General features: G+C 64.7%; 24 protein-coding genes and 1 riboswitch. Of the genes, 12 read left to right on the top strand and 12 right to left on the bottom strand.

The window, feature by feature from the left end; genetic code table 11:
• Positions 1–13: 13 nt before the first annotated feature.
• Positions 14–1489: a cobyric acid synthase gene (locus Q0799_RS06735; RefSeq protein ID WP_298396070.1), complete on the bottom strand. Its 1476-nt coding sequence runs from the start codon at positions 1487–1489 to the stop codon at positions 14–16.
• Positions 1490–1548: 59 nt separating this feature from the next.
• Positions 1549–1733: riboswitch (cobalamin riboswitch) on the top strand.
• A gap of 39 nt (positions 1734–1772) precedes the next feature.
• Between Q0799_RS06735 and bluB the strand changes: the two genes are divergently transcribed.
• The 7 genes from bluB to Q0799_RS06770 are packed head-to-tail and all read left to right on the top strand — an operon-like array spanning position 1773 to position 9134.
• Positions 1773–2513: a 5,6-dimethylbenzimidazole synthase gene (bluB, locus tag Q0799_RS06740; protein ID WP_298396074.1), complete on the top strand. Its 741-nt coding sequence runs from the start codon at positions 1773–1775 to the stop codon at positions 2511–2513.
• Positions 2510–3424: an adenosylcobinamide-phosphate synthase CbiB gene (cbiB, locus tag Q0799_RS06745; RefSeq protein WP_298396077.1), complete on the top strand. Its 915-nt coding sequence runs from the start codon at positions 2510–2512 to the stop codon at positions 3422–3424. Before bluB ends, cbiB begins: the two co-directional genes overlap by 4 nt.
• Positions 3417–4409, top strand: coding sequence for a threonine-phosphate decarboxylase CobD (cobD, locus tag Q0799_RS06750; RefSeq protein ID WP_028994055.1), 993 nt, complete (start codon positions 3417–3419; stop codon positions 4407–4409). The genes cbiB and cobD overlap by 8 nt, the downstream gene beginning before the upstream one ends.
• A complete protein-coding gene (locus tag Q0799_RS06755; RefSeq protein ID WP_028994054.1) occupies positions 4406–5290 on the top strand; it encodes a cobalamin-binding protein in 885 nt (294 codons plus the stop codon). The genes cobD and Q0799_RS06755 overlap by 4 nt, the downstream gene beginning before the upstream one ends.
• Before the next feature lie 7 nt (positions 5291–5297).
• Positions 5298–6098: a cobalamin-binding protein gene (locus Q0799_RS06760; RefSeq protein WP_298396082.1), complete on the top strand. Its 801-nt coding sequence runs from the start codon at positions 5298–5300 to the stop codon at positions 6096–6098.
• Between the two features lie 49 nt (positions 6099–6147).
• Positions 6148–7041 (top strand): ABC transporter substrate binding protein, encoded by an 894-nt coding sequence (locus Q0799_RS06765; protein WP_298396085.1) that lies wholly within the window; start codon positions 6148–6150, stop codon positions 7039–7041.
• Positions 7038–9134 (top strand): diguanylate cyclase, encoded by a 2097-nt coding sequence (locus Q0799_RS06770; protein ID WP_298396088.1) that lies wholly within the window; start codon positions 7038–7040, stop codon positions 9132–9134. The genes Q0799_RS06765 and Q0799_RS06770 overlap by 4 nt, the downstream gene beginning before the upstream one ends.
• Before the next feature lie 15 nt (positions 9135–9149).
• On the opposite strand, the gene Q0799_RS06775 is transcribed toward Q0799_RS06770, so the two are convergent.
• Positions 9150–11207, bottom strand: coding sequence for a TonB-dependent siderophore receptor (locus tag Q0799_RS06775; protein WP_298396090.1), 2058 nt, complete (start codon positions 11205–11207; stop codon positions 9150–9152).
• Between the two features lie 10 nt (positions 11208–11217).
• Positions 11218–11808, bottom strand: coding sequence for a PilZ domain-containing protein (locus tag Q0799_RS06780; RefSeq protein WP_298396094.1), 591 nt, complete (start codon positions 11806–11808; stop codon positions 11218–11220).
• 228 nt (positions 11809–12036) lie between these two features.
• Between Q0799_RS06780 and Q0799_RS06785 the strand changes: the two genes are divergently transcribed.
• The 3 genes from Q0799_RS06785 to Q0799_RS06795 are packed head-to-tail and all read left to right on the top strand — an operon-like array spanning position 12037 to position 15046.
• Entirely contained in the window at positions 12037–13167 is a 1131-nt protein-coding gene (locus tag Q0799_RS06785) for a homoserine O-acetyltransferase (RefSeq protein WP_298396462.1), read from the top strand.
• Positions 13164–13775: a methionine biosynthesis protein MetW gene (gene metW / locus Q0799_RS06790; RefSeq protein ID WP_298396097.1), complete on the top strand. Its 612-nt coding sequence runs from the start codon at positions 13164–13166 to the stop codon at positions 13773–13775. Before Q0799_RS06785 ends, metW begins: the two co-directional genes overlap by 4 nt.
• Positions 13775–15046: an AmpG family muropeptide MFS transporter gene (locus tag Q0799_RS06795; protein ID WP_298396101.1), complete on the top strand. Its 1272-nt coding sequence runs from the start codon at positions 13775–13777 to the stop codon at positions 15044–15046. Before metW ends, Q0799_RS06795 begins: the two co-directional genes overlap by 1 nt.
• On the opposite strand, the gene Q0799_RS06800 is transcribed toward Q0799_RS06795, so the two are convergent.
• From Q0799_RS06800 to Q0799_RS06820, 5 genes are all read right to left on the bottom strand, one after another.
• Positions 15030–15329, bottom strand: coding sequence for a hypothetical protein (locus tag Q0799_RS06800; protein ID WP_298396104.1), 300 nt, complete (start codon positions 15327–15329; stop codon positions 15030–15032). The two genes, Q0799_RS06795 and Q0799_RS06800, sit on opposite strands and share 17 nt — an antisense overlap.
• 1 nt (position 15330) lies before the next feature.
• Positions 15331–15621, bottom strand: coding sequence for a YqjK family protein (locus Q0799_RS06805; RefSeq protein WP_298396107.1), 291 nt, complete (start codon positions 15619–15621; stop codon positions 15331–15333).
• Complete coding sequence (locus Q0799_RS06810; RefSeq protein ID WP_298396109.1) at positions 15618–16022, bottom strand: phage holin family protein; 405 nt, start codon at positions 16020–16022, stop codon at positions 15618–15620. The genes Q0799_RS06805 and Q0799_RS06810 overlap by 4 nt, the downstream gene beginning before the upstream one ends.
• A gap of 4 nt (positions 16023–16026) precedes the next feature.
• Positions 16027–16341, bottom strand: coding sequence for a DUF883 family protein (locus Q0799_RS06815; protein WP_298396111.1), 315 nt, complete (start codon positions 16339–16341; stop codon positions 16027–16029).
• Positions 16342–16404: 63 nt separating this feature from the next.
• The gene (locus Q0799_RS06820; protein WP_298396113.1) at positions 16405–17202 is read right to left on the bottom strand and encodes an exodeoxyribonuclease III; all 798 of its coding nucleotides are present in this window, start codon (positions 17200–17202) and stop codon (positions 16405–16407) included.
• Positions 17203–17244: 42 nt separating this feature from the next.
• On the opposite strand from Q0799_RS06820, the gene pyrE reads away from it, so the two are divergent.
• Together pyrE and Q0799_RS06830 are read left to right on the top strand one after the other, a co-directional pair.
• Positions 17245–17886 carry an orotate phosphoribosyltransferase gene (gene pyrE, locus Q0799_RS06825; RefSeq protein WP_298396116.1) on the top strand — a complete coding sequence of 214 codons (642 nt, stop codon included), beginning with the start codon at positions 17245–17247 and terminating at the stop codon, positions 17884–17886.
• Positions 17879–18511: a hypothetical protein gene (locus tag Q0799_RS06830; protein ID WP_298396119.1), complete on the top strand. Its 633-nt coding sequence runs from the start codon at positions 17879–17881 to the stop codon at positions 18509–18511. Before pyrE ends, Q0799_RS06830 begins: the two co-directional genes overlap by 8 nt.
• Here the strand turns inward: Q0799_RS06830 and gatB are convergent.
• The 4 genes from gatB to gatC are packed head-to-tail and all read right to left on the bottom strand — an operon-like array spanning position 18508 to position 22235.
• Positions 18508–19959 carry an Asp-tRNA(Asn)/Glu-tRNA(Gln) amidotransferase subunit GatB gene (gene gatB / locus Q0799_RS06835; RefSeq protein WP_298396122.1) on the bottom strand — a complete coding sequence of 484 codons (1452 nt, stop codon included), beginning with the start codon at positions 19957–19959 and terminating at the stop codon, positions 18508–18510. The two genes, Q0799_RS06830 and gatB, sit on opposite strands and share 4 nt — an antisense overlap.
• A gap of 12 nt (positions 19960–19971) precedes the next feature.
• Positions 19972–20493 carry a hypothetical protein gene (locus Q0799_RS06840; RefSeq protein ID WP_051295237.1) on the bottom strand — a complete coding sequence of 174 codons (522 nt, stop codon included), beginning with the start codon at positions 20491–20493 and terminating at the stop codon, positions 19972–19974.
• Positions 20494–21951, bottom strand: a complete 1458-nt coding sequence (gene gatA, locus Q0799_RS06845; protein ID WP_298396126.1) for an Asp-tRNA(Asn)/Glu-tRNA(Gln) amidotransferase subunit GatA — start codon at positions 21949–21951, stop codon at positions 20494–20496.
• On the bottom strand, positions 21948–22235 hold the full coding sequence (gatC, locus tag Q0799_RS06850) for an Asp-tRNA(Asn)/Glu-tRNA(Gln) amidotransferase subunit GatC (protein WP_298396129.1): 288 nt from the start codon (positions 22233–22235) through the stop codon (positions 21948–21950). Before gatC ends, gatA begins: the two co-directional genes overlap by 4 nt.
• Positions 22236–22288 lie beyond the last annotated feature (53 nt).

Raw genomic sequence — 22288 nt, forward strand, 5'->3', positions numbered from 1 at the left:
TCTAAACAGATTCTTAACGCAGGCTAACGGCGGCCAGCCAGGGCCTGAGCTTTTCCCAGTCGAACGCCGCCTCGACCGAATCGGCCAGGCGGTCGAGATCAGCTTCGCGGCGGGCGGCGAAATCGACGCTGTCGACCTCGCCGGCACCGGCCCAGTTCAACAATGCAGCCAGGGCCTCGGGATGGTCGAAAACGCCGTGGCAGTAGGTGCCGAGCACCTGGTCGTCAGCCGAGATGGCGCCGTCGGCACGGCCATCGGCCAGCTGCACGGCGGCCCGTGTCAAGCCATCGCCCTGGGTGACGCCGAGGTGAATTTCGTAGCCGGTCATCGCCGGTTGTCCTTCGAGATGCAGATGACCGCTGACATTGCGCAACTGCTTTTCGCTTTCCAGCGTCGTGTCCACCGCCAGGAAACCGAGGCCCGCCGTCGTTCCCGGCTGTCCTTCGAGACCGAGCGGGTCGGCAATGCTGCGCCCGAGCATCTGGTAGCCGCCGCACAGGCCGATCACCTTGCCGCCGTAGCGCAAGTGGCGGGCGATGGCCTGATCGTGGCCGTGGGCGCGCAACCAGTCGAGGTCGGCACGCACTGCCTTGGAACCGGGCAGGACGATCAGGTCGGCCGGCGGCAAGGCTTCGCCCGGCGCGATCCAGCGGAAATCGACCTGCGGATGCAGGCGCAACGGATCGAGATCGTTGTGGTTGGAGGTGCGCGGGTAGGCCGGCGCGACGACGCGGATTCTTGCCGTTTTCTTGCCGTCGACCGTGGACGTCGCGATCGCGTCCTCGGCGTCGAGCATCAGCCCGTGCAGGTAGGGCAGCACACCGAGCACCGGCTTGCCGGTGCGCTGTTCGAGCCAGTCGAGACCGGGTTCAAGCAACGCAATGTCACCACGGAAACGATTGATGACGAAGCCGACGACGCGCGCCTGCTCGGACGCTGACAGCAGTTCCAGCGTACCGACCAGATGGGCGAAGACGCCTCCGCGGTCTATGTCGGCGACGATGATCACCGGGCAATCGACCGCCTCGGCAAAGCCCATGTTGGCGATGTCGCGGTCGCGCAGGTTGATCTCGGCCGGCGAGCCGGCGCCTTCGACCAGCACGCAGTCGTAGTGCGCGGTCAGCCGGCCCCAGGATTCGAGCACCGCGCCCATCGCCCGCGGCTTGTAGTCGTGGTAAGCCTTGGCGTCGAGGTCGGTGGCGACCTTGCCGTGGATGATCACCTGCGCCTTGCGGTCGGTGGTCGGCTTCAACAGCACCGGGTTGAAATCGGTATGCGGTTCGAGACCGCAGGCCAGCGCCTGCAGCGCCTGCGCCCGGCCGATCTCGCCGCCATCGACGGTGACCGCCGAATTGAGCGCCATGTTCTGCGGTTTGAACGGCGCCACGCGCACCCCGCGACGCTTGAGAATCCGGCACAGCGCCGCGACCAGCGTCGATTTGCCGGCGTCGGACGTCGTTCCCTGAACCATCAGCGCGTTGCCTATCATGCGTGCAAACCCGTGAAAAAAGGCCGTAATTATGGCACCATCGCTGCCTTCCGATGCGAATCGGAAACTTGTCTCCCGGTGCCTTCCGGCTTTGCCGGCAGGAGAATCGGGAAGGCGGTGCGATTCCGCCACGTGCCCAACGCTGTGAGGATGACGGGCGATGCACAGGCCACTGCTGCGGCGGGAAGGCGCATCGTCCGGGTGAATCCGAGTCAGAAGACCGGCCGGGAGACGTAATTCGGCACCGTGGACGGGTGCCTTCGCGTTTCCAGAAGGGGAATCCATGGAAAACCAGCACGCTTTTTCCGACGCCGAACGGGCCGCCGTCTATCACGCCATTTTCAGCCGCCGCGACGTGCGCGGCCAGTTCCTGCCCGACCCGGTCGCCGACGAGCAACTCGCGCGCATCCTGATGGCGGCGCACCACGCGCCATCGGTCGGTTTCATGCAGCCGTGGAATTTCCTCGTCGTCCGCTCGGCGGACGTGAAACAGCGGGTTCATGACATCTTCCGCGAGGCCAATGCCGAAGCCGAGCGGATGTTCCCCGACGAGAAGCGCGAGATCTACAGCAAGCTCAAGCTGCAGGGCATCCTCGACGCGCCGGTCAACCTGTGCATCACCTGCGACCGCTCGCGCAGCGGCCCGGTGGTGCTCGGCCGCACGCACATGCCGACCATGGACCTGTACAGCAGCGTGTGCGCCGTGCAGAACCTGTGGCTGGCCGCCCGCGCCGAGGGCCTCGGCGTCGGCTGGGTCAGCATCTTCCACGAGAAGGCGCTGCAGGACGCGCTCGGCATTCCGCATCACATCGTGCCGATTGCCTATCTGTGCATCGGCCACGTCAGCCATTTCAACGACCGTCCCGAACTGGAGAAAGCCGGCTGGCTGCCGCGCCTGCCGGCCGCCGACCTGCTCTATTTCGAACAATGGGGGAGCAGCGACCCCAAGCGGGAAGACAGCCTGAGCGCCACACTGGCCGACATGCACCGGATTGCCCAGGAACAGGGGCGCTTCCCCGGATGACCCTGATCGACGGCCCCTTCGCCATGCCGCTGGCGGCGCTCGCCGCCGTGCTGCTCGACCGCCTGTTCGGCGAAGTCCGGCGCTTTCACCCGCTGGTCGGCTTCGGCACGCTGGCGGCAGCGATCGAAAAACGACTGAACCGGCGCACGATTCCCGGCGGCGTGCTCGGCTGGGCGCTGGCGGTGCTGCCCTGGGTGGCGCTGGCACTGGCTTTACGGCCATTGGCGCCGTTCGCGGTCGACGTACTGCTGCTCTATTTTTCGCTCGGCGCGCGCAGCCTGTGCGAACACGCAGAAGCGGTCGCCCGGCCGCTGAGCGAGGGACGCCTTGATGAGGCGCGGCAGCGCGTCGGCTGGATTGTTTCCCGCGATACCGCAGCACTCGACGAGGCCGGCGTCGCCAAGGCCGGCGTCGAATCGGTGCTGGAAAACGGCAACGACGCGATCTTCGGCGCGCTGTTCTGGTTCGCCCTGCTCGGCGGCCCCGGCGCCCTGCTGTTCCGGCTGGCCAACACGCTCGATGCGATGTGGGGCTACCGGACCGAGCGCTACAACCTGTACGGCCGCTGGGCCGCCCGCGTTGACGATGCGCTCAACTGGCTGCCGGCCCGGCTGACCGCGCTGACTTACGCCCTGCTCGGCCGCTGGCGCGACGCGCTGGCTTGCTGGCGCGCCCAGGCGCCCGGCTGGGAGAGCCCGAACGCCGGCCCGGTGATGGCGGCGGGCGCTGGCAGCCTCGGCGTACAGTGCGGCGGCGCCGCCATCTACCACGGCCGCGAGGAAATCCGCCCACCGCTCGGCTGCGGCCCGGCGCCGGTCGCCGCCGACCTCGGCCGGGCGATCACGCTGATCCGGCGCAGCCTGTGGCTGTGGCTGGCCGTCCTTTTCCTGATCGGAGCCCTGCATGCTTGACCATGGCGGCCGCCTGCGCGAAGCCGCGGCCCACTACGACATCCCGCTCGCCGACTGGCTCGATCTGTCCACCGGCATCAACCCGCAGGGCTGGCCGGTGCCGCCGCTGCCGGCCGCAGTCTGGCAACGCCTGCCGGAAGACAACGACGGCCTGGAGGCCGCCGCTGCCGCCTACTACGGCAATAGCAACCTCCTGCCGGTCGCGGGTTCGCAGGCCGCCATCCAGTGGTTGCCGGCGCTGCTGCCGCGCGCCGCCGTGGCCTGCATCGCGCCGCTCTACAACGAACACCCGCAGGCCTGGCAGCGCGCCGGCCACAAGCTGCGCTTCCTGCAGAACGCGACGCTGCCGCGCGCGCTGGCGGCGGCGACGCCCTACGTGCTGCTGTGCAACCCGAACAACCCGACCGCCGACCGCCACCCGCGCGAACTGGCGGTCGACGCCGCGGCGCAACTGAAAAAGCGCGGCGGCTGGCTGATCGTCGACGAAGCCTTCATCGACGCCACGCCCGAGCACAGCCTGACGCCGCTGGCCGGCACGGCGGACGCGCCGAACCTGATCGTCTTCCGTTCGCTGGGCAAGTTCTTCGGCCTGGCCGGGCTGCGCGTCGGTTTCCTGTTCGCTGCCCCCGAACTGCTGACAAAGATGGCCGAGGCAATCGGCCCGTGGAGCGTCGCCGGCCCGTCGCGCGCCGCGGCAACGCTGGCACTGGCCGACAGCGCCTGGCAGGCGGCGACGCGCCAGCGCCTGCACGCCGACGGCGAACGCCTGCGCCAGTTGCTGGCACCGCTCGGCGAGGTCAAGGCAACGCCGCTGTTCGCGACGCTGAACGCACCGGCCACCGCCGAACTGCACGAATACCTGGCGCGCCGCGCCATCCTCACCCGCCGCTACGAATCGAATCCGCTGCTGCGTGTCGGCCTGCCACCCGACGAGGCCGGCTGGCAGTGTCTGAAGGCAGCCCTTGCCGACTGGAAGCCCGCATGAAAATCCACCTGCTTGCTGTACTGGCAGCCTTCGCCCTGAGCCCGATGGTCCACGCCGAACTGCTGATCAAGGACGATACCGGCCGCGAAGTCAGGCTGACCAAACCCGCGCAGCGCATCGTCGCCCTCGCCCCGCACATTGCCGAAACGCTGTTTGCTGCCGGTGCCGGCGACAAGCTGGTCGGCACCGTCGAGTACAGCGACTATCCCCCCGCCGCCAAGCAGGTCAGACGGGTCGGCGGCTATTCGCGCATCGACCTGGAAGCGGTCGTCGCCCTCAAACCGGACCTGGTGCTGGCCTGGGAAAGCGGCAACAACATGGCGCAGGCCGACAAACTGCGGGCGCTCGGCCTGACCGTTTTCGTTTCCCAGCCCAACCACATGGAAGACATCGCCGGCCAGGTCGAACGCTACGGTCGGCTGGCCGGCACGGAAGCCGTTGCCAATGCCGAGGCGCGGCGTTTCCGCGAACGCATGGCGGCCTTGCGCACGGCCAACGCCGGCAAGCCCAAGGTGCGCACCTTCTACCAGATCTGGAAGGCACCGCTGGTCACCGTCGGCGGCCCGCAGATCATCAGCGACGCGATGCGCATCTGCGGCGGTGAAAACATTTTCGGCCACCTGACGCAGATGGCGCCGCGCGTCGGCATCGAGTCGGTGATCGAGGCCGACCCGGAAGCCATCGTCGCCACCGGCATGGGCGACGCCAAGCCCGAATGGCTGGACGACTGGCATCAGTGGAAACGCATGACCGCGGTCCAGCGCGGCAACCTTTTCCACATCAATCCCGACATCATGCAGCGGCACACGCCGCGCATCCTCGACGGCACGGCGAAACTTTGCGACCACCTCGATGTCGCACGCAGCCGTCGCCCCAAGTGAGAACACCATGCCCCGCCTGCCCCAACGCATCGTCTGCCTGACCACCGAAACCGTCGAAGTCCTCTACGCCCTCGGCGAGCAGGACCGCATCGTCGGCATCAGCGGCTACACCGTTCGGCCGCCGCAGGCGCGCAAGGAAAAACCCAAGGTCTTCGCCTTCACCACCGGCGACATCGAGAAGATCCTCGCCGTCAAACCCGACCTGGTGCTGACTTTCTCCGACCTCCAGGCCGACATCGCCCGTGACCTGATCAAGGCCGGCATCGCGGTCTACGCGCTGAACATGCGCAGCGTCGACGACATTCTGGCGATGATAGAAACGGTCGGCCGCCTGGTCGGCGCCGAGGATCGCGCGCAGGCGCTGGTCGCCGGACTGGAAGCGCAGATCGCCCAGGCCCGGGCAATTGCCGAAGCGCGTATCGCCCAGCACGGCCGCCGCCCACGCGTCTATTTCGAGGAATGGGACGATCCGCTGATCAGTGGCCTGCGCTGGGCGTCCGAATTGATCGAGATCGCCGGCGGCGAAGATGTCTTCGCCGAACGCGCACGCTCGCCGTTGTCCCGCGACCGTCGGCCGACCTCGGAGGAAGTGATCGCGACGGCGCCGGAGATCATCATCGGTTCCTGGTGCGGCAAGCATTTCCGCCCCGAACGCGTCGCCGCCCGGCCTGGCTGGGAGGCCGTTCCGGCGGTCAGCCAGGGGCGCATGCACGAGATCAAGTCGGCGATCATCCTGACACCGGGACCGGTTGCCATCAGCGAAGGACTGCCTTTGCTGCTCGATATTCTCTGGCCTGAAGCTGCCTAGGGCAAACGCGTATTGCCCTGGCATGTCGCCAGCCCCTATAGTGACGGGCATGCTGCGGCTCGCACTGACCCTCCTGCTGTTTTTCCTGCTCCATACGAAAGTCTGGGCCGGCGAAATTGCGCTCATCGTGGCCGATGACAGTGCGCCCTACCGCGAGTTCGCGGGCAGCCTGCAAAAAAACCTGCAGGCCGGCTGGAAAATTGCTTACACGGACAACAGCCTCCGGCCGACCGACCGGCCTCCGGTCGACCTCATCGTCACCGCCGGTAGCGGCGCCCTGCGTACTGCCCTCGCAGCCAATCCGAAAACACCGATCCTGGCCACCCTGCTGCCCGAATACAGTTACAAGGCCGCACTTGTCGAAGCACGTGCGCCACCGCTGGTTTCGGCAATCTACCTGGACCAGCCGGCCAGACGTCAGGCGCGACTGTTGCGGCTGCTGTTCCCGGAGTTGCGCAGCGTCGGTTTGCTGGTCAGCGACCAGTCGCCCCAGCAGATTGCCCCGTTCCGCTCGGCCATGGTGCTCCAGCGCATGCAGTTGCTCACCGAGCAGGTCAGTAGCGAACAACAAATCCTTCCCGCCCTGGAAAATCTGCTGGCCCGCAGCGAAGTCCTGCTCGCCGTCCCCGATGCACTGATCTACTCGCGCAGCAGCATCCGCCCGCTGCTGATCACCGCCTACCGCTTCCAGCGCCCGGTCATCGGCTTCTCCGCCGCACTGGCCAAGGCCGGGGCGCTCGCCGCACTGTATTCGACCCCGGCCCAGATCGGCCGGCAGGCCGGTGCGCTGATCTCGACCCATGGCAATCGCCTGCCGTCGCCACGACCGCCTGCCGAATATTCGCTGACCATCAACCAGAGCGTCGCCGATGCCTTCGGCCTGCGCCTGCCGGATGAAACCGATCTCTTGCAGAAACTGCTCACCAGCGGGACTGAAGAATGAACAACCTGACATTACGCCAGCGACTACTGATCCTCACGCTGCTGCCCAGCGCCCTGATCACCACGCTGCTCGTGCTCTATTTCTCGATGACCGGCATCAACGCCATCGAAGACCAGTTGCGCGGCAAAGGCCTGGCCACCGTCCGTTACCTCGCGCCGGTCAGCGAGTACGGCATCATTGCCGGGCAGATGGACGGCATTTACGGCCTGGTCCAGGCCGCCATGCAGGAACCCGGCGTCAAGGCCGCCATCATCGTCAACCCGAAGGGGCGTACGCTGGCAGTCAGCGGTCGCGTCTCGCTGCCCGCCGAAATCATCCGCCAGCACCTCGACAAGCCGGCTCTGGTCGCCGAAACCGAAACCTGGATCGCCTTTGGCGCCCCTGTCATCCGCACGCAAAGCGACAGCGACCCGCTGTTCGACATCGCCGGGCTCGACGAGGAGAACCCGCAGGAAACCATCGGTCATGCCTTCATCGAACTCGACAAGCTGGACCTGATCGAGCGTCAGCGTGACCTGATCCTGCAAGGCCTGATCGCCGTCCTAACCGGTCTGGGCTTGATGGGCGCGCTGGCCATTGCCATGGCCGATCAGTTGGCCAAGCCCCTGCAACGTCTGACTGCCGCCGTCAGGCAGATGTCGGCAGGCCATTTCGGCACCCGTATTCCGGCCTCATCGAGCGGCGAACTGCGCATCCTTGAGGATGGCTTCAACGACATGGCCAATCACATCGAGAGCGCCCACCAGTCGATGCAATCGCGCATCGAGGAAGCCACCGCCCAGCTTGTCTTCCAGGCTCGTCACGATGCGCTGACCGGATTGGTCAATCGTCGCGAGTTCGAGCTCCGACTCGACAAGGCGCTGGCCAACGTCCATGCCGGCGGCGACGAATTCAGCGTCCTGTTCATCGACCTCGACCGCTTCAAGGCCGTCAACGATGCCTGCGGCCACCTTGCCGGCGACGAACTCCTGCGCCAGATCGCCCTGCTCTTCCAGGGACGGCTGCGCGAAGAGGACACGCTGGCGCGTCTGGGCGGCGACGAATTCGGCATCATGCTGGCCAATTGCGGCCTGACCAAAGCCCGCCAGGTCGCCCAGGATCTCTGCGCCCTGTCGGCGGAGTACCGTTTCGTCTGGCAGGACCGGATTTTCGCCATCGGCGCCAGCATCGGATTGACCCCGGTCAGCCGCGACGTGCGCGAGGTCCAGGACATCTTCGCGCTCAGCGATGCGGCCTGCCTGCGCGCCAAGGAACTCGGGCGCAACCAGGTTTGCGAAATGGCCCCGGCCACCCAGACCGAACGTCGGCGCGATCGCGGCAACTGGGCCGGACGCCTGGCCAACGCCCTGTCGGAGGGGCGCCTGACGATCGAGGCCATTCCCATCCGGGCCCTGCAGCCAGGCATCCCCGGCGGACCGATGGCCGAACTGAGTGCCCGTCTCAACGAACCCGGCCAAGCACCGATTGCCCTCAGTGCCTTGATCGATGCCGCCGAGCGCTACGACATGTCGAGCAGCTTCGACCAGCATTTCCTGGATACGGCGATCCGCGCCCTGGCGCGCGCCAGCAGGCAGAATCTACCGATGTCCTGCATGATTCCGCTATCCCGCGCCGCCATCAGCACCCCGGAAACCGGCGAGTACATCGCCGCCCGCCTCGCCGAACACGCCATCACCGGCGACGGCCTGTACCTGATGTTCTCCGAGGATGTCAGCACTCACCAGACCAGCCAGTTGATCGAATTTTCCCGTCGCATGCGCGAACTGGGTTGCCAGATTGTCCTGACCGAATTCGGCGGCGCGATTTCCTCATTCACGCAACTGCGCACCGTGGCCCCCAGCCACGTTCGCCTGAGCCAGAGCCTGACCCGCGACATCGGCGACGGCATGACCTCGACCGCGCTGCTGCGGGCCATCCTCGAAATCACCGGCGAGCAGCAGATCTACCCGATTGCCGAGGCAGTCGACGACACGCCCTTGCTGGAACATCTGCATCGACTGGGAATCGCCTACGCCCACGGCAAGGCCATCGCCCCGCGCGAACCTTTCGACGCCTGGTTCGAAGGCGTGGTGATGCGCGGTAGCAGGGGCTGACACCGCGTCAGCGCATCAAAAATCGAGACGCAGCGAGACCCAGTGGCGTCGGTCAACGAAACGGCCATTCGGCCTTCTGGAACTGTGCTTGCGCTGTTCTGCATGACTCCCGTCCAGTGACTGGACAGTGTAAGCCAGTTCCCCTTTCTGTCCGCCGAACCTGAAGTTGTAGCCCAGACGCGCGTCTGTGCGCCGATAGCCCTCGGATTCCGTGTTGCGGGTCCATTTGATGGCATCGACCCAGTATTTCATCAGCGAAAAGTCCAGTCCGCCCGGCAGTTTCTGCATCCACATCAACGACGTCGAACGCCGCGGCGCAGAGGATTCGGCCAACCGTTGATAGACCTCGTACTCAGGCTCCAGCACGCCAGTGGCCCCGACGGCCACCCCCTCAAAATGACTGCCGGGCGTGGCGGCAAGCATCCAGCCATTCCCCGACAGGCGACTATCCACATTGATGCTGGCATGGTTCAACAGCAAGCGCGTACCGTCGAGCGGCTGCCATTTCCACTGAAATTCATAACCTTGGATATGCAAGTCCTGAATAGACTGCTCTGAGTCCGCGGCCCCCGCGGCCGTTCGCACCGCCATCAGACGGTCCGTGATGACCTCTTGAAAATGCCGCACGTCCAGACTCATCCGCCAATCCTGCCAGTTGCCGAGATATGCGATCTCCCAGCTGTCCAGACGCTCTGCCGGCAAATGGGGATTGCCCGCCAGTTCAGGACTTCCGTCCGCTGCCAGATGATTGGCACGATAAGCGAGGATACTCGCCGTCCGCCAGGACTGGGTGTAACCGAAACGTACGGTATTTTGCGGGTTCAGGTGAAATGCCACGCTGGCACGCGGCGACAGGTGGTTGCCCGCCAGGGTATCGTATTCGCTGGAAGTGCCCAGATTGGCCGTCAACCAGACGACCGGCTTCCACTCTCCATTGGCAAAGGCTCGCCACACCTGGCGCGATTCCTTGCCCCTGCCCCGCATCATGGTCTCGGAAGCCATCGCATCGTATCGCCAGCTCACCCCCCAGACCATACGGGTATTCGGCATCGGGACAAAATTGTGGGTAGCCTCGATTTCATGTCGCCGGCCCCAATCGCCGGCCTCGTTCACATCGGGATAGGGCTCCGCGCCACATCTTGCCGGATCGATGCGATAAGCATTGTCGCCTCGATCCTCGCTGAAGGTGTAACGCAACGAAAAGTCGGCGGTTCCGGAGAGCGAGCGCAACCAGCGCCCCTGCAGCCATGTCGACGACTCATCACGATTGCGCAGCGGGTCATCGCAGGGGTCGGACAAACGCGTCACCCGATCCAGCGAACCGGACAGGAAACGCCCCTGCACCTGGCCCAGCGCAAGCTCCAGGTTGTCCCGTGAATTGAGGGCGTAACCGAGGCGTGCCTCGAAGCGCCGGTTGAGGTAACTGTCCTCCCAGTCATAACTTCCATCGAGTCCATCATCACGGACCTGCTGGTAGGTCAGCCGGAAATTCCCATCGTCACCAAACTTGCCACCGCCGCGCACGGTGTAATCCCTGACCCCCTGGCTACCGCGACCGGCGGAAACCGAAACGCCCCGCACCAACGAAGGATCGATCGTGATGATATTGACCACGCCAAGAAAAGCATTCGTGCCATAGGACACGCTGTTACTGCCACGGACCACCTCGATCCGTTCAATATCTTCAAGCGCTACGGGTATCAGCGCCCAGTTGACCCCGCCACGGAACAGCGGCGAATGCAGCGATCGTCCATCAATCAGCACCTGCGCCCGAGGAGAAAAATCGTTGTCGTCGGTAATCCCGTGATAATTGACCCGGGCAGGGACGTCACTGTGCGCGAAAGTCTGGAAGCCCGGAACCAGTCGAAAAATATCGTTCAACGAACGGGCGCCGGAAGCGCGGATCATTTCCCGGTCAACCACCGTCACCGACGCCGGTGCGTCATCCAGTCGTTGAGGAAGGCGACTGACCGAGGCGACCACGGGGAGATCGGCGAAGAACAGTTCGTCGTCGGCGATTGCCGAGGACAACAGCGCAAGCAGGAGAAGCGGGGTGAAATGAGGCGATTTCATCAGCGCGATTCTACGCAGTCACGCTACCCGGCCGCACCTGGGCCATTTTCCAGGCCTCGGCGAAACACGCCGATTGCTCGCCAATATTTGCGCCATGCCGTTCCGTCGCCACCACGCACAAGGCCAGTCCGGCCTGTTCGACCTGGGTGACACCGGCCAGGTCGATTTCGTCGATGCCGACGCGCGTCAGCGCATGCATGAAATCGTTGCGCAAGGAACCGTTGAGACCGCCGGCAATGCGCATGACCTTGCGCCCGCAGACTTCGTGCACCGACAGTATGGAAGCCTTGCCTGAGGCCAGCGCACCGCGGATGGCATCCTCGATCACCACCTGGTTGATCAGGCCGGCCTGGAAACGGGCGCCGTAAAGATCGCCGAGACGGCTGACCACGGTCACCGAGACATCCATCACCGGCGAGCCGAACAGCGAGAACTCACAACCGGCGGATTGTCCGATCTCGAGCGGGATGTCGCAGTGCATCATCAGGCCGGACATCGACAGGTTTTCGATGCAACCTTCCCCGATCTTGCCGCCGAAACCCACCTTGACCCTGGGCTGAACCCCGAAACGGATGCGTTGATGTCGTCGCTGTTCGAGCATGCCAGCCCCTTGCTATTGTTCGTTTGACTAGCCCGAATAGTACCAAAGTCCCATTTACATTCGCAGGCCGATGGCACGAATTGACTTTTCGACGACCGCTGGGTATCTTCAAGGCCGTCGGAAACCTCCGGCGGCGCCGATTTATCTCAGATTGCGGGCGCCTTAGAAATGCCGCTAAAGCGGGGACCCCAGTTCGCGTTTTGGCCAACTGGGTTTTTTGTTTCTGGAATCATCATGCCGGGTATTGGCGTCGTCGAATCACAGCGCATCCACTTCAGCGAACCGCTCCATCTGCGTAGCGGCGGCATCCTGCCGGCCTACGACCTGGCCGTCGAAACCTACGGTACGCTCAACGCCGCCCGCTCCAACGCCATCCTGGTCTGCCATGCACTGTCCGGCCACCATCATCTGGCCGGACATTACGCCGATGCGCCGGACAATATCGGCTGGTGGGACAACATCATCGGCCCGGGTCGGCCGCTCGACACCGACAAGTTCTTCATCGTCGGCCTGAACAATCCCGGCGGCTGCCACGGTTCGACCGGCCCGTCGTCGATCAACCCGGCCACCGGCAAGCCCTGGGGTGCCGATTTCCCGATCATTGCCGTCAGCGACTGGGTCAACGCCCAGGCCCGCCTGGCCGACAAATTCGGCATCGACAGCTGGGCCGCCGTCATGGGCGGCAGCCTGGGCGGCATGCAGGCGCTGCGCTGGGGCATTTCCTACCCGGAACGGGTGCGCAACGCGCTGATCATCGCTTCCGCACCCAAACTCACGGCGCAGAACATCGCCTTCAACGACGTCGCCCGCCAGGCCATCCTGACCGACCCCGATTTCCACGGCGGCCATTACTACGAACACGGCACGCGCCCCGTCCGCGGCCTGCGCCTGGCCCGCATGCTCGGCCACATCACCTACCTGTCCGACGACCAGATGGGCGAGAAATTCGGCCGCGAGCTGCGCAACGGCTCGTTTGCCTTCGACTACGACGTCGAGTTCGAGGTCGAATCCTACCTGCGCTATCAGGGAGACAAGTTCGCCGGCTATTTCGACGCCAACACCTACCTGCTGATGACCAAGGCGCTCGATTACTTCGACCCGGCCCGGCTTGACGACGGCGATCTGGTCAGGACGATGGCCCGCACGCATCCGGACACCAATTTCTTCGTCGCCTCGTTCACCACCGACTGGCGCTTCTCGCCGGCGCGCTCCCGGGAAATCGTCGCGGCGCTGCTGGCCAACGGGCGCAAGGTTTCCTACGCCGAGATCGACCTCAACTTCGGCCACGACTCCTTCCTGATGGAAGACCCGCATTACCACGGCCTGGTTGCCGCCTTCCTGGGGAACATCGCCTTATGACCAATACGCTGGGACGCCCCGATTTCGACGTCATCGCCGGCTGGGTCGAGCCGGGACATCGCGTGCTCGACCTCGGCTGCGGCGACGGCGCATTGCTCAAGCGCCTGATCGAGACCCGCAACGTCAAGGGCTGGGGCGTCGATATCGAGGACGCCAACGTGCTCGCCGCCATGCGCAACGGCATCAACGTGATCCAGAGCAACCTGGAAAAGGGGCTCGCCGACTTCGCCGACGATGCTTTCGACCATGTCGTGCTGTCGCGCACGCTGCAGACGGTGCGCCACACCGAGCACATCCTGCGTGAAATGCTGCGCGTCGGCCGCGAAGCGGTCGTGTCCTTCCCCAATTTCGCCTACTGGCAAAATCTGCGCTCGGTGCTCGACGGCCGCATGCCGGTGTCGGAAGACCTGCCCTACCAGTGGTACGACTCGCCCAACGTCCGCTTCTTCACCCTGCTCGATTTCGAAGCGCTGTGCGCGCAAATGGGACTGACCATCGTCGAACGCCGCGTGCTCGACGAAGCCGGCGAAATCGTCCAGGCCGAGTCGCCGCGCGACCTGAATTTCCTCGGCAGCCTGGCCGTCTACCGCCTGACCCGTCCGCGCTGATGCCCGCCTGGCTGAACGCGATGTGGAACCGCCGGATGCTGATCTGCATCTTCACCGGCTTTGCTTCCGGCCTGCCACTGTACCTGCTGCTCAATCTGGTGCCGGCCTGGCTGAAGACCGAGGGCTTGTCGCTACGCGCCATCGGCGCCTTCGCGCTGATCCAGTTTCCCTACACCTGGAAATTCCTGTGGGCGCCGCTGCTCGACCGCTACGGCATCCTGCCCTGGCTCGGCCGTCGGCGCAGCTGGATGTTCGTCTCGCAGATCGGCCTGGTCGCCGCCATCGGCTGGCTCGGCCAGTTGTCGCCAGTCGATCACCTGTCGCTGGTCGTCGGCCTGACCGCCCTGCTCGCCTTCCTGTCGGCCACTCAGGACATCGCCCTCGACGCCTTCCGCCGTGAAATCCTGCCCGACCATGAACTCGGCCTGGGCAACGCCATTCACGTCAACGCCTACCGGATCGCCGGTCTGATACCAGGCTCCCTGTCGCTGATCCTGGCCGATCATCTGCCGTGGAACCAGGTCTTCGTAATCACCGCTGCCTTCATGATTCCCGGCCTGGCAATGACCTTACTGGTGAAGGAGCCGCTGGCCGCCACCGGGACCCCGCGTACGCTGCGCGATGCCGTGGTCGAACCCTTCCGCGAATTCTTCGGCCGCCACGGCGTGCAATCGGCGCTGCTGGTCCTTGCCTTCCTGTTCTTCTACAAGCTCGGCGACTCACTGTGCACCGCGCTGGCCACCCCGTTCTACCTGGACATGGGCTACAGCAAGACGGAGATCGGCATCATCGCGAAGAATGCCGGCCTGTGGCCGATGGTCATCGGCGGCATCCTCGGCGGCATCTGGATGCTCAAGCTGGGCATCAACCGGGCGCTATGGCTCTTTGGCGTCGCCCAGATCGTCACCATCCTCGGCTTCGTCTGGATGGCCTGGATCGGCCCCGGAGAATCGACGCCGCTGCGTCTGGCGACCCTGGCCATCGTCATCGCGGGCGAAGCCGTCGGCGCCGGACTGGGTACCACGGCCTTCGTCGCCTTCATGGCGCGGACCACGCACCCTGCTTACACGGCCACGCAACTGGCGCTATTCACCAGCCTGATGGCGGTGCCGCGCACCTTCATCAACGCCACCGCCGGCTGGCTGGTCGAGGCCATGGGCTGGACGCAGTTCTTCTGGCTGTGCTTTTTCCTCGCCGTACCTGGCATGCTGCTGCTGCTCAAGGTGGCACCGTGGCGGGAGAATGGCGAACGGACTAGTCCTGTCGCCTGAGACGGCGGCGGTCCAGCCACCAGGCATAGGCCGGCAGGATCAATACCGAGCCGGGCAGCAAGAGGACGATCAGATAGGGCGACAGATGCGCGATCCGGCGTAGGTGGATCAGCAGTTCGCGACGCTCTTCGGCAGTCCACTGCCCGCCGTTGCGGGCCTTCATCAGCAGCGGCATCATGCCGCGAGTGGCCATCACTTCGCCGAGCACCCGCTGCACTTCGCGCCGCTGCGACGACAGCAACTGCCGCCACCAGCCGGGCAGGGGCAGAACCAGGCGATCCATGCTAGAGGCGGGAAAGCGTGTTGCGCATCGCCCGCCAGCCACGCCAGACGAAGAAGCCGCGCTGGGCCCAGCGCAAGGCCCGGCGGGGCCGGACAACCACGGCACCGGCAACGGCAGCACCGACGGCCAGCGGATGTTGCTTGAGCCAGTCGACGCCGCGCAACACGGCATCGCCGGCAGAAAACACGCCGCTCAGCGCGTCGGCTTCACGCGCCAGCTTCTGCCGCTGCGCGGCGATGCGAGCGCCAAGAGCGCCCCGCCTAGCGGCAAGTTCAAGTCGTTTTTCGTTCATTCGCGCGTACTGCCGCGCAATTCCGCAATGTCGGCGTCCAGCTCCGCCAGGCTGCTGCGGAACAGCCGGCTCGGCGCTTTTGCCTGCTGCCGCAACGACAGCACCAGCACGGCGGCACCGACGAAGAACAGGGCGGCGAACAGCCCGAAAACCAGCACCCGCTGCTCCCAGAAGGCCAGCGCCAGGCTGAACACGGCCATGATGACACCCAGCGCGATCAGGAATGCCGCGCCGATGGCCTTGGCCCACATCGCGATCAGGCGATATTTCTCCTCCTCGATCTCGACGGCGAGCAATTCCGCCCGCGTCCTGCCAATCGACAGGAGCGTGGCGAGAATGTTCTTCAGCGCGGCGAAGAGCCCCGGACGCCCGGCGTCTTCGGGCGGCAACTGGGTGCTCATCCGCTTAGCGGCGACCGATCAGCACACCCAGGGCAAGACCGACGATGGCAGCAACGCCAACGGCCTTCCACGGTTCGTCATGGACGAAGTCGTCGGTGGCACGGGCGGCAGCCTTGGTCTTGTCGATGACGACATGTTCGAGATCGATGATGCGCTCCTTGGCGTCGCGCAGTCGAACCGACAGGCGCTCGCGCAGTTCGCCGACCTTCTCCCCGGCAACGCCGGTGGTGGCACGCAAAAGCTCCTCGGTATCGGCAATCACGACCTTCAGGTCGGAAACCAGCTTGTCCTTGTTGGCGGCAGTCATTTGTTCTGACATTTTGTAACCTCGTCTGCGAGCGGTTGTTCAGGGATTACAGGTTAGCCCTTCCAGCGGCGTAAATCAATTCGCATTGGTGGCCAGAAGATAGTCGTAGTCGATGATCAAGGGCGCGTGATCGGAGAAGCGGCTGTCCTTGTAGATTGACGCCTGCCTAGCCGTCGCTGCCACACCGGGGGTGGCGATCTGGTAATCGATGCGCCAACCGACATTGTTCGCCCAGGCCTGACCGCGATTGCTCCACCAGGTGTAGGCCTCGCCGGTCGCCTGCGGATGAAGCTGGCGATAGACATCGACCCAGCCCAGTTCATCGAACACCCGGGTCATCCAGGCACGCTCCTCAGGCAGGAAACCCGAATTCTTCTGGTTCGACTTCCAGTTCTTAAGATCGATTTCCTTGTGTGCGATGTTCCAGTCGCCACACAGCACGATTTCCCGACCTTCGGCACGCAACGCCTGCATCCGGGGCAGGAAGACATCGAGAAAGCGGAACTTGGCTTCCTGCCGCTCCGGCGACGACGAACCGGACGGCAGGTAAAGCGAGATCACCGACAGATTGCCGAAATCGACGCGCAGATAGCGGCCTTCGGCATCGAACTCACCACCATCGAACCCCTCGGTCACGACTGCCGGCGCCATCCGACTCCAGACGCCGACGCCGCTGTAACCTTTTTTCTCGGCATAGTGATAGGCGGCGTGCATGCCATCGGGGGCGCGCATCTCGGCATTCAGGTCGGCTGCCTGGGCTTTCAGTTCCTGCAGACAGACGATGTCGGCCTGCTGTTGTTGCAGCCAGGGCAGCAGATTTTTGCTCCAGGCCGAGCGGATGCCATTGAGGTTCAGTGAGATGATGCGTAACATTGCGCGAATATCAGTCGTTTTCCAGACAAGAACTGGGGATTTATGGATTTTCGTCAGGATTTCATCGAGTTCGCCCTGAAATGCGAGGTGTTGCGTTTCGGCGAATTCAAGACCAAGGCCGGGCGGCTGTCGCCCTACTTCTTCAACGCCGGCCTGTTCAACGATGGCGCGTCCCTCGGGCGTCTCGCCGGATTCTACGCGAAAGCGGCGAAGGCCGGCAGCGTCCAGTTCGACATGCTGTTTGGCCCGGCCTACAAGGGCATTCCGCTGGTCGCCGCGATCGCCATCGCCCTGGCCGCTGAAGGCAGCAACTATCCTTTCGCCTTCAACCGCAAGGAAGCCAAGGATCACGGCGAAGGCGGCACCATCGTCGGCGCCCCGCTGAGCGGCCGCGTGCTGATCGTCGACGACGTGATTTCGGCCGGCACTTCGGTGCGCGAGTCGGTCGAACTGATCCGTGCCGCCGGCGCCACGCCGGCCGGCGTCCTGATTGCCCTCGACCGCCAGGAGCGCGGCCAGGGCGAGCTGTCCGCCGTTCAGGAAGTCCAGCGCGACTACGGCATTCCCGTGATCGCCGTCGCCGGACTGCGCGACCTGATGACCTACCTTGAACACCACGCCGAGTTCGCCGGGCATCGCGACGCCGTCGCCGCCTACCGCGAACGATACGGGGTCGATGTCTAGGGCCGTCGCCACACTCGTGTTGAGTCTGCTGACCGCCCCAGCATGGGCGGCGGCGGGAGAACTTTTCTGTTGCACCGACCCCGCCAGCGGTCGCCGCATCTGCGCCGACATGCTGCCGCAACAATGTCGCGGCCTGGCCTACCGGGTCTTCGACCGGGCCGGCAACCCGATCCGCAACGTGGCCGCACCGCTGACACCGGAGCAGAAGGCAGCCGCCGCTGCCGAAGCGCAGCGCAAGAAAGAGGAAGAAGAAAAGCGCCTCGAACAACGCCGCATCGACCAGGCCCTGCTAACCACCTATGCCACGGCCGAGGACATCGACCTGGCCCAGCGCAAGGCCGAAGGCGATGTGCAACTGACCATCCAGAATGCCACGGCCAAGATCACCGAGTTGCAGAAAGCGCAACGCAAGCTGGCCGAAGAAGCCGAGTTCTACAAACGCAAGGCGATGCCGCCCGAACTCGATACCAAGCTGCGCACCGTCGGCCACGAAATCCGGCTGCAACAGGAATTGATCCAGCTCAAGCGTAAGGAGCTGGAAGCCGTCCGCACCAAGTACGACAACGACCGCCAGCGCTACTTCCAGCTGACCGGGCGCTCAAGCGCCCAGCCCGTCGAACCTTAAGCCTCCAGCTTCTTCTTCAGCAGTTCGTTGACCTGCTGCGGATTGGCCTTACCCTTCGCGGCCTTCATCACCTGACCGACCAGCGCGTTGAACGCCTTTTCCTTGCCGGCGCGATATTCGGCGACATTGGCCGCATTAGCCGCGAGCACCTCGTCAACCAACGCTTCGATGGCACCGCTGTCGGTAATCTGCGTCAGGCCCTGCTTGTCGATGACCTCGTCGGCACTCGCGCCCTCGCCATTCCACAGCGCTTCGAAAACCTTCTTGGCGATGTTGTTGGAGATGGTGTTGTCGGCGATGCGCGCCACCAGGCCGCCAAGTTGCTCCGGGGAGACCGGTGACTGGGCAATTTCCAGGCCGTCCTTGTTCAGGCGGGCAGCAAGATCGACCATGACCCAGTTGGCACAGGGCTTGGCCGCGCCCTGCCCGGCAACACCGACGGTCGCCTCGTAGAAATCGGCGATTTCCTGGCTGGCGGTCAGCGTCGTCGCATCGTAGGCGGACAAGCCGAACTGGTCCATGAAACGCTGACGCTTCTGCACCGGCAGTTCGGGCAATTCACCCTTGACCCGCGCGATCCAGTCATCGGTGATGACCAGCGGCAGCAGATCCGGGTCGGGAAAGTAACGGTAGTCGTGTGCGTCTTCCTTGGTCCGCATGGTGCGCGTCTCACCGCTGTCCGGATCGAACAACACGGTTGCCTGCTGGATCGTGCGGCCTTCCTCGATCTCGTTGATCTGCCACTGGACTTCGTAGTCGATGGCCTCCTTGAGGAAACGGAAGGAGTTCAGGTTCTTGATCTCGCGGCGGGTACCGAAGGGCGCACCGGGACGACGCACGGAAACGTTGGCGTCGCAGCGGAACGAACCCTCCTGCATGTTGCCGTCGCAGATGCCGATCCAGCGCACCAGCGCGTGCAGGGCACGGGCGTAGGCGACGGCCTCGTCGGACGAGCGCATGTCGGGCTCGGTGACGATTTCGAGCAGCGGCGTGCCGGCACGATTGAGGTCGATGCCTGACTTGCCGTGGAAATCCTCGTGCAGTGACTTACCGGCATCCTCCTCGAGGTGGGCGCGGGTCAGGTTGACCGTTTTTTCGTAAGCCTTGTCGCCGCTGCCGACCTGGACGGTAATCGCGCCGCCCTGCACCACCGGCAGTTCGAACTGGCTGATCTGGTAGCCCTTGGGCAGGTCGGGGTAGAAGTAGTTCTTGCGCGCAAACACCGACTTCGGCGCAACGTGGGCACCGATGGCCAGGCCGAAGCGGATCGCACATTCGACGGCCTGACGGTTGAGCACCGGCAGCACGCCGGGCAGGGCCAGGTCGACCGCGCAGGCCTGGGTGTTCGGTGCAGCGCCGAAGGCAGTCGAAGCGCCCGAGAAAATTTTCGAGACGGTCGCCAGTTGTGCGTGCGTCTCGATGCCGATGACAACTTCCCATTGATTCATGGTTTCATCCGTTCAATGACAGCGCCCGGTCTTCGCGTCGACGACGACCGGCCACAGATAATCGAAAGCCTTGCCTTCGCAGGATTGCTGGCAACTGTTGAAGGCGATGGTGACTTCCTTGCCCTGTTCCCACATGCGCACGGTGCAAGCGCTTTCCTTCTTGTGCCGGAGCAGGACCTGCGGCAGCTTCGCGTCCTGCGCGAAGTCCTTGATGTTGAAGTTGCAGACACCGCGCCCCTTCATGCTGACCTGAGCATCGAAGCTCTTGACCTCGGCCTCCTTGACCAGCAGGTTGAGCCGGGTGACGGTACCTATCGCATCACGGTGAGAGCAGCGCGAGCGGACGTTGAGCGGCCGGGTCGGCTGCGGCTTCAGGTTGCGGTTGGCCAGGTACTTCAAGGTCGAGTTCTTGAATTTCGGCGTCTCCTCGGCCACCGGCGGCGCCGGTTCCGGCACCGGCTCGGGCGCCGGCGGCGGCGAGGCACAAGCTGCCAGCAGGGCGGCGCCGATCAGCGCGAATATGGTGCTGCGCATTTACTCGATGCCCTGAGGACGCCGCTGATGCCAGTCGGTCGCCTGCTGGTAGCGGTGCGCGACATTGAGCAGGCGGGCCTCGTCGAAGTAATTGCCGATCAGTTGCAGGCCGACCGGCAGGCCGCCGGCGAAACCGCAAGGCAGGGCCATGCCGGGCAGGCCGGCGAGGTTGACGGCGATGGTGTAGATGTCGGAGAGGTACATCTGCACCGGGTCGGCAGACTTTTCGCCAAGCTTGAACGCGGTCGTCGGCGAGGTCGGCCCGAGGATCACGTCGCAGGACCTGAAGGCGTCGACGAAATCGTTGGCGATCAGCCGGCGGATACGCTGCGCCTGCAGGTAGTAGGCGTCGTAGTAGCCGTGCGAGAGGACGTAGGTACCGATCAGGATGCGGCGCTTGACCTCTTCGCCGAAACCCTGCGCCCGCGTCTTCATGTACATGTCGTCGAGGTTGCCGTAGTCCGGCGCGCGGTAGCCGTAGCGGACGCCGTCGAAACGGCTCAGGTTCGAGCTCGCCTCGGCCGGCGCAATGACGTAGTAGGCCGGCACCGAGAGGTGCGAGTTGGGCAGCGAGACGTCGACGATGGTCGCGCCGAGCCGGCGGTATTCGTCGATGGCTTCCTGCACTGCGGCCATCACCCCGGCGTCGCAACCGGCAGCGAAGAACTCCTTGGGCAGGCCGATGCGCAGGCCGGCCAACGGCTGCTCGAGGCTGCGCGTGTAATCCTCGGCCGGGCGTTCGAGCGAGGTCGAATCGCGCGCGTCGAAACCGGCCATGGTGTTGAGCAGCAGCGCGCAATCCTCGGCGGTGGCGCCCATCGGGCCGCCCTGATCAAGCGACGAGGCGTAGGCGATCATGCCGTAGCGCGAGACGACGCCGTAGGTCGGCTTGAGGCCGGTCAGGTTGCACAGCGCCGCCGGCTGGCGGATCGAGCCGCCGGTGTCGGTGCCGGTCGCCGCCGGCGCCAGGCGGGCGGCGATCGCCGCCGCCGAACCGCCGGATGAACCACCGGGAACGCGTGTACGGTCCCAGGGGTTCTTCACCGGGCCGAAGAACGAGGTCTCGTTCGACGAGCCCATGGCGAACTCGTCCATGTTGGTCTTGCCCAGCGAAACCAGGCCGGCATCGCGATGCATCTTTTCGATCACCGTCGCGTCGTAGGGCGCAACGAAGTCGGCAAGCATCTTCGAGCCGCAGGTGGTGCGCCAGCCTTCGGCACAGAAGATGTCCTTCTGGGCGATGGGGATACCGGTCAACGGACCGGCCGTGCCGGCAGCAATGCGGGCATCGGCCACAGCGGCCATGGCCAGCGTTTTTTCGCGGTCGACGGTGACGAAGGCGTTGATGTCGGGGTTCAAGCGCTCGATCCGGTCGAGGAACAGCGTGCTCAGTTCAACGCTGGAGATTTCCCTGGACGCCAGTGCCTGCGACAGTTGCTTGAGTGTCTTGTCGATCATTCGATCACCTTCGGCACGAGATAGAGACCGGCCTCGGTTTCCGGGGCGACGGCCTGGTAGGCGGCACGCCGGTCGACCTCGCTGACGGCGTCGGGACGCAGGCGTTGCGAGACGTCCTGCGCGTGCGCCATCGGCTCGACACCGGTGGTGTCGACGGCCTGCATCTGCTCGATCAGTTCGAAGATGCCGTTGAGATGACCCTGGGTGGTCAGGGCCTCGGATTCGCTGACCTCGATGCGGGCGAGATGGGCAATCCGTTTAACCTGTTCTGGAGTAAGCGACATGGCTTGAAAAAGACTTTTTGCGGCGCACAAAGTCTTAAAAACGAAAGCGTTGT

Source organism: uncultured Azonexus sp. (genome assembly GCF_937982035.1).
Taxonomy (GTDB): domain Bacteria; phylum Pseudomonadota; class Gammaproteobacteria; order Burkholderiales; family Rhodocyclaceae; genus Azonexus.

Excerpts from the sequence above, each read along its gene's own strand:
- pyrE (WP_298396116.1), top strand. The coding sequence starts at position 17,245 with ATGGATTTTCGTCAGGATTTCATCGAGTTCGCCCTGAAATGCGAGGTG.
- Q0799_RS06775 (WP_298396090.1), bottom strand. The coding sequence starts at position 11,207 with ATGAAATCGCCTCATTTCACCCCGCTTCTCCTGCTTGCGCTGTTGTCC.
- Q0799_RS06795 (WP_298396101.1), top strand. The coding sequence starts at position 13,775 with ATGCCCGCCTGGCTGAACGCGATGTGGAACCGCCGGATGCTGATCTGC.
- Q0799_RS06820 (WP_298396113.1), bottom strand. The coding sequence starts at position 17,202 with ATGTTACGCATCATCTCACTGAACCTCAATGGCATCCGCTCGGCCTGG.
- Q0799_RS06735 (WP_298396070.1), bottom strand. The coding sequence starts at position 1,489 with ATGATAGGCAACGCGCTGATGGTTCAGGGAACGACGTCCGACGCCGGC.
- gatC (WP_298396129.1), bottom strand. The coding sequence starts at position 22,235 with ATGTCGCTTACTCCAGAACAGGTTAAACGGATTGCCCATCTCGCCCGC.
- Q0799_RS06780 (WP_298396094.1), bottom strand. The coding sequence starts at position 11,808 with ATGCTCGAACAGCGACGACATCAACGCATCCGTTTCGGGGTTCAGCCC.
- bluB (WP_298396074.1), top strand. The coding sequence starts at position 1,773 with ATGGAAAACCAGCACGCTTTTTCCGACGCCGAACGGGCCGCCGTCTAT.
- Q0799_RS06840 (WP_051295237.1), bottom strand. The coding sequence starts at position 20,493 with ATGCGCAGCACCATATTCGCGCTGATCGGCGCCGCCCTGCTGGCAGCT.
- Q0799_RS06800 (WP_298396104.1), bottom strand. The coding sequence starts at position 15,329 with ATGGATCGCCTGGTTCTGCCCCTGCCCGGCTGGTGGCGGCAGTTGCTG.
- Q0799_RS06805 (WP_298396107.1), bottom strand. The coding sequence starts at position 15,621 with ATGAACGAAAAACGACTTGAACTTGCCGCTAGGCGGGGCGCTCTTGGC.
- Q0799_RS06770 (WP_298396088.1), top strand. The coding sequence starts at position 7,038 with ATGAACAACCTGACATTACGCCAGCGACTACTGATCCTCACGCTGCTG.
- cbiB (WP_298396077.1), top strand. The coding sequence starts at position 2,510 with ATGACCCTGATCGACGGCCCCTTCGCCATGCCGCTGGCGGCGCTCGCC.
- Q0799_RS06760 (WP_298396082.1), top strand. The coding sequence starts at position 5,298 with ATGCCCCGCCTGCCCCAACGCATCGTCTGCCTGACCACCGAAACCGTC.
- metW (WP_298396097.1), top strand. The coding sequence starts at position 13,164 with ATGACCAATACGCTGGGACGCCCCGATTTCGACGTCATCGCCGGCTGG.
- Q0799_RS06765 (WP_298396085.1), top strand. The coding sequence starts at position 6,148 with ATGCTGCGGCTCGCACTGACCCTCCTGCTGTTTTTCCTGCTCCATACG.
- cobD (WP_028994055.1), top strand. The coding sequence starts at position 3,417 with ATGCTTGACCATGGCGGCCGCCTGCGCGAAGCCGCGGCCCACTACGAC.
- Q0799_RS06830 (WP_298396119.1), top strand. The coding sequence starts at position 17,879 with ATGTCTAGGGCCGTCGCCACACTCGTGTTGAGTCTGCTGACCGCCCCA.
- gatB (WP_298396122.1), bottom strand. The coding sequence starts at position 19,959 with ATGAATCAATGGGAAGTTGTCATCGGCATCGAGACGCACGCACAACTG.
- Q0799_RS06755 (WP_028994054.1), top strand. The coding sequence starts at position 4,406 with ATGAAAATCCACCTGCTTGCTGTACTGGCAGCCTTCGCCCTGAGCCCG.
- Q0799_RS06815 (WP_298396111.1), bottom strand. The coding sequence starts at position 16,341 with ATGTCAGAACAAATGACTGCCGCCAACAAGGACAAGCTGGTTTCCGAC.
- gatA (WP_298396126.1), bottom strand. The coding sequence starts at position 21,951 with ATGATCGACAAGACACTCAAGCAACTGTCGCAGGCACTGGCGTCCAGG.
- Q0799_RS06810 (WP_298396109.1), bottom strand. The coding sequence starts at position 16,022 with ATGAGCACCCAGTTGCCGCCCGAAGACGCCGGGCGTCCGGGGCTCTTC.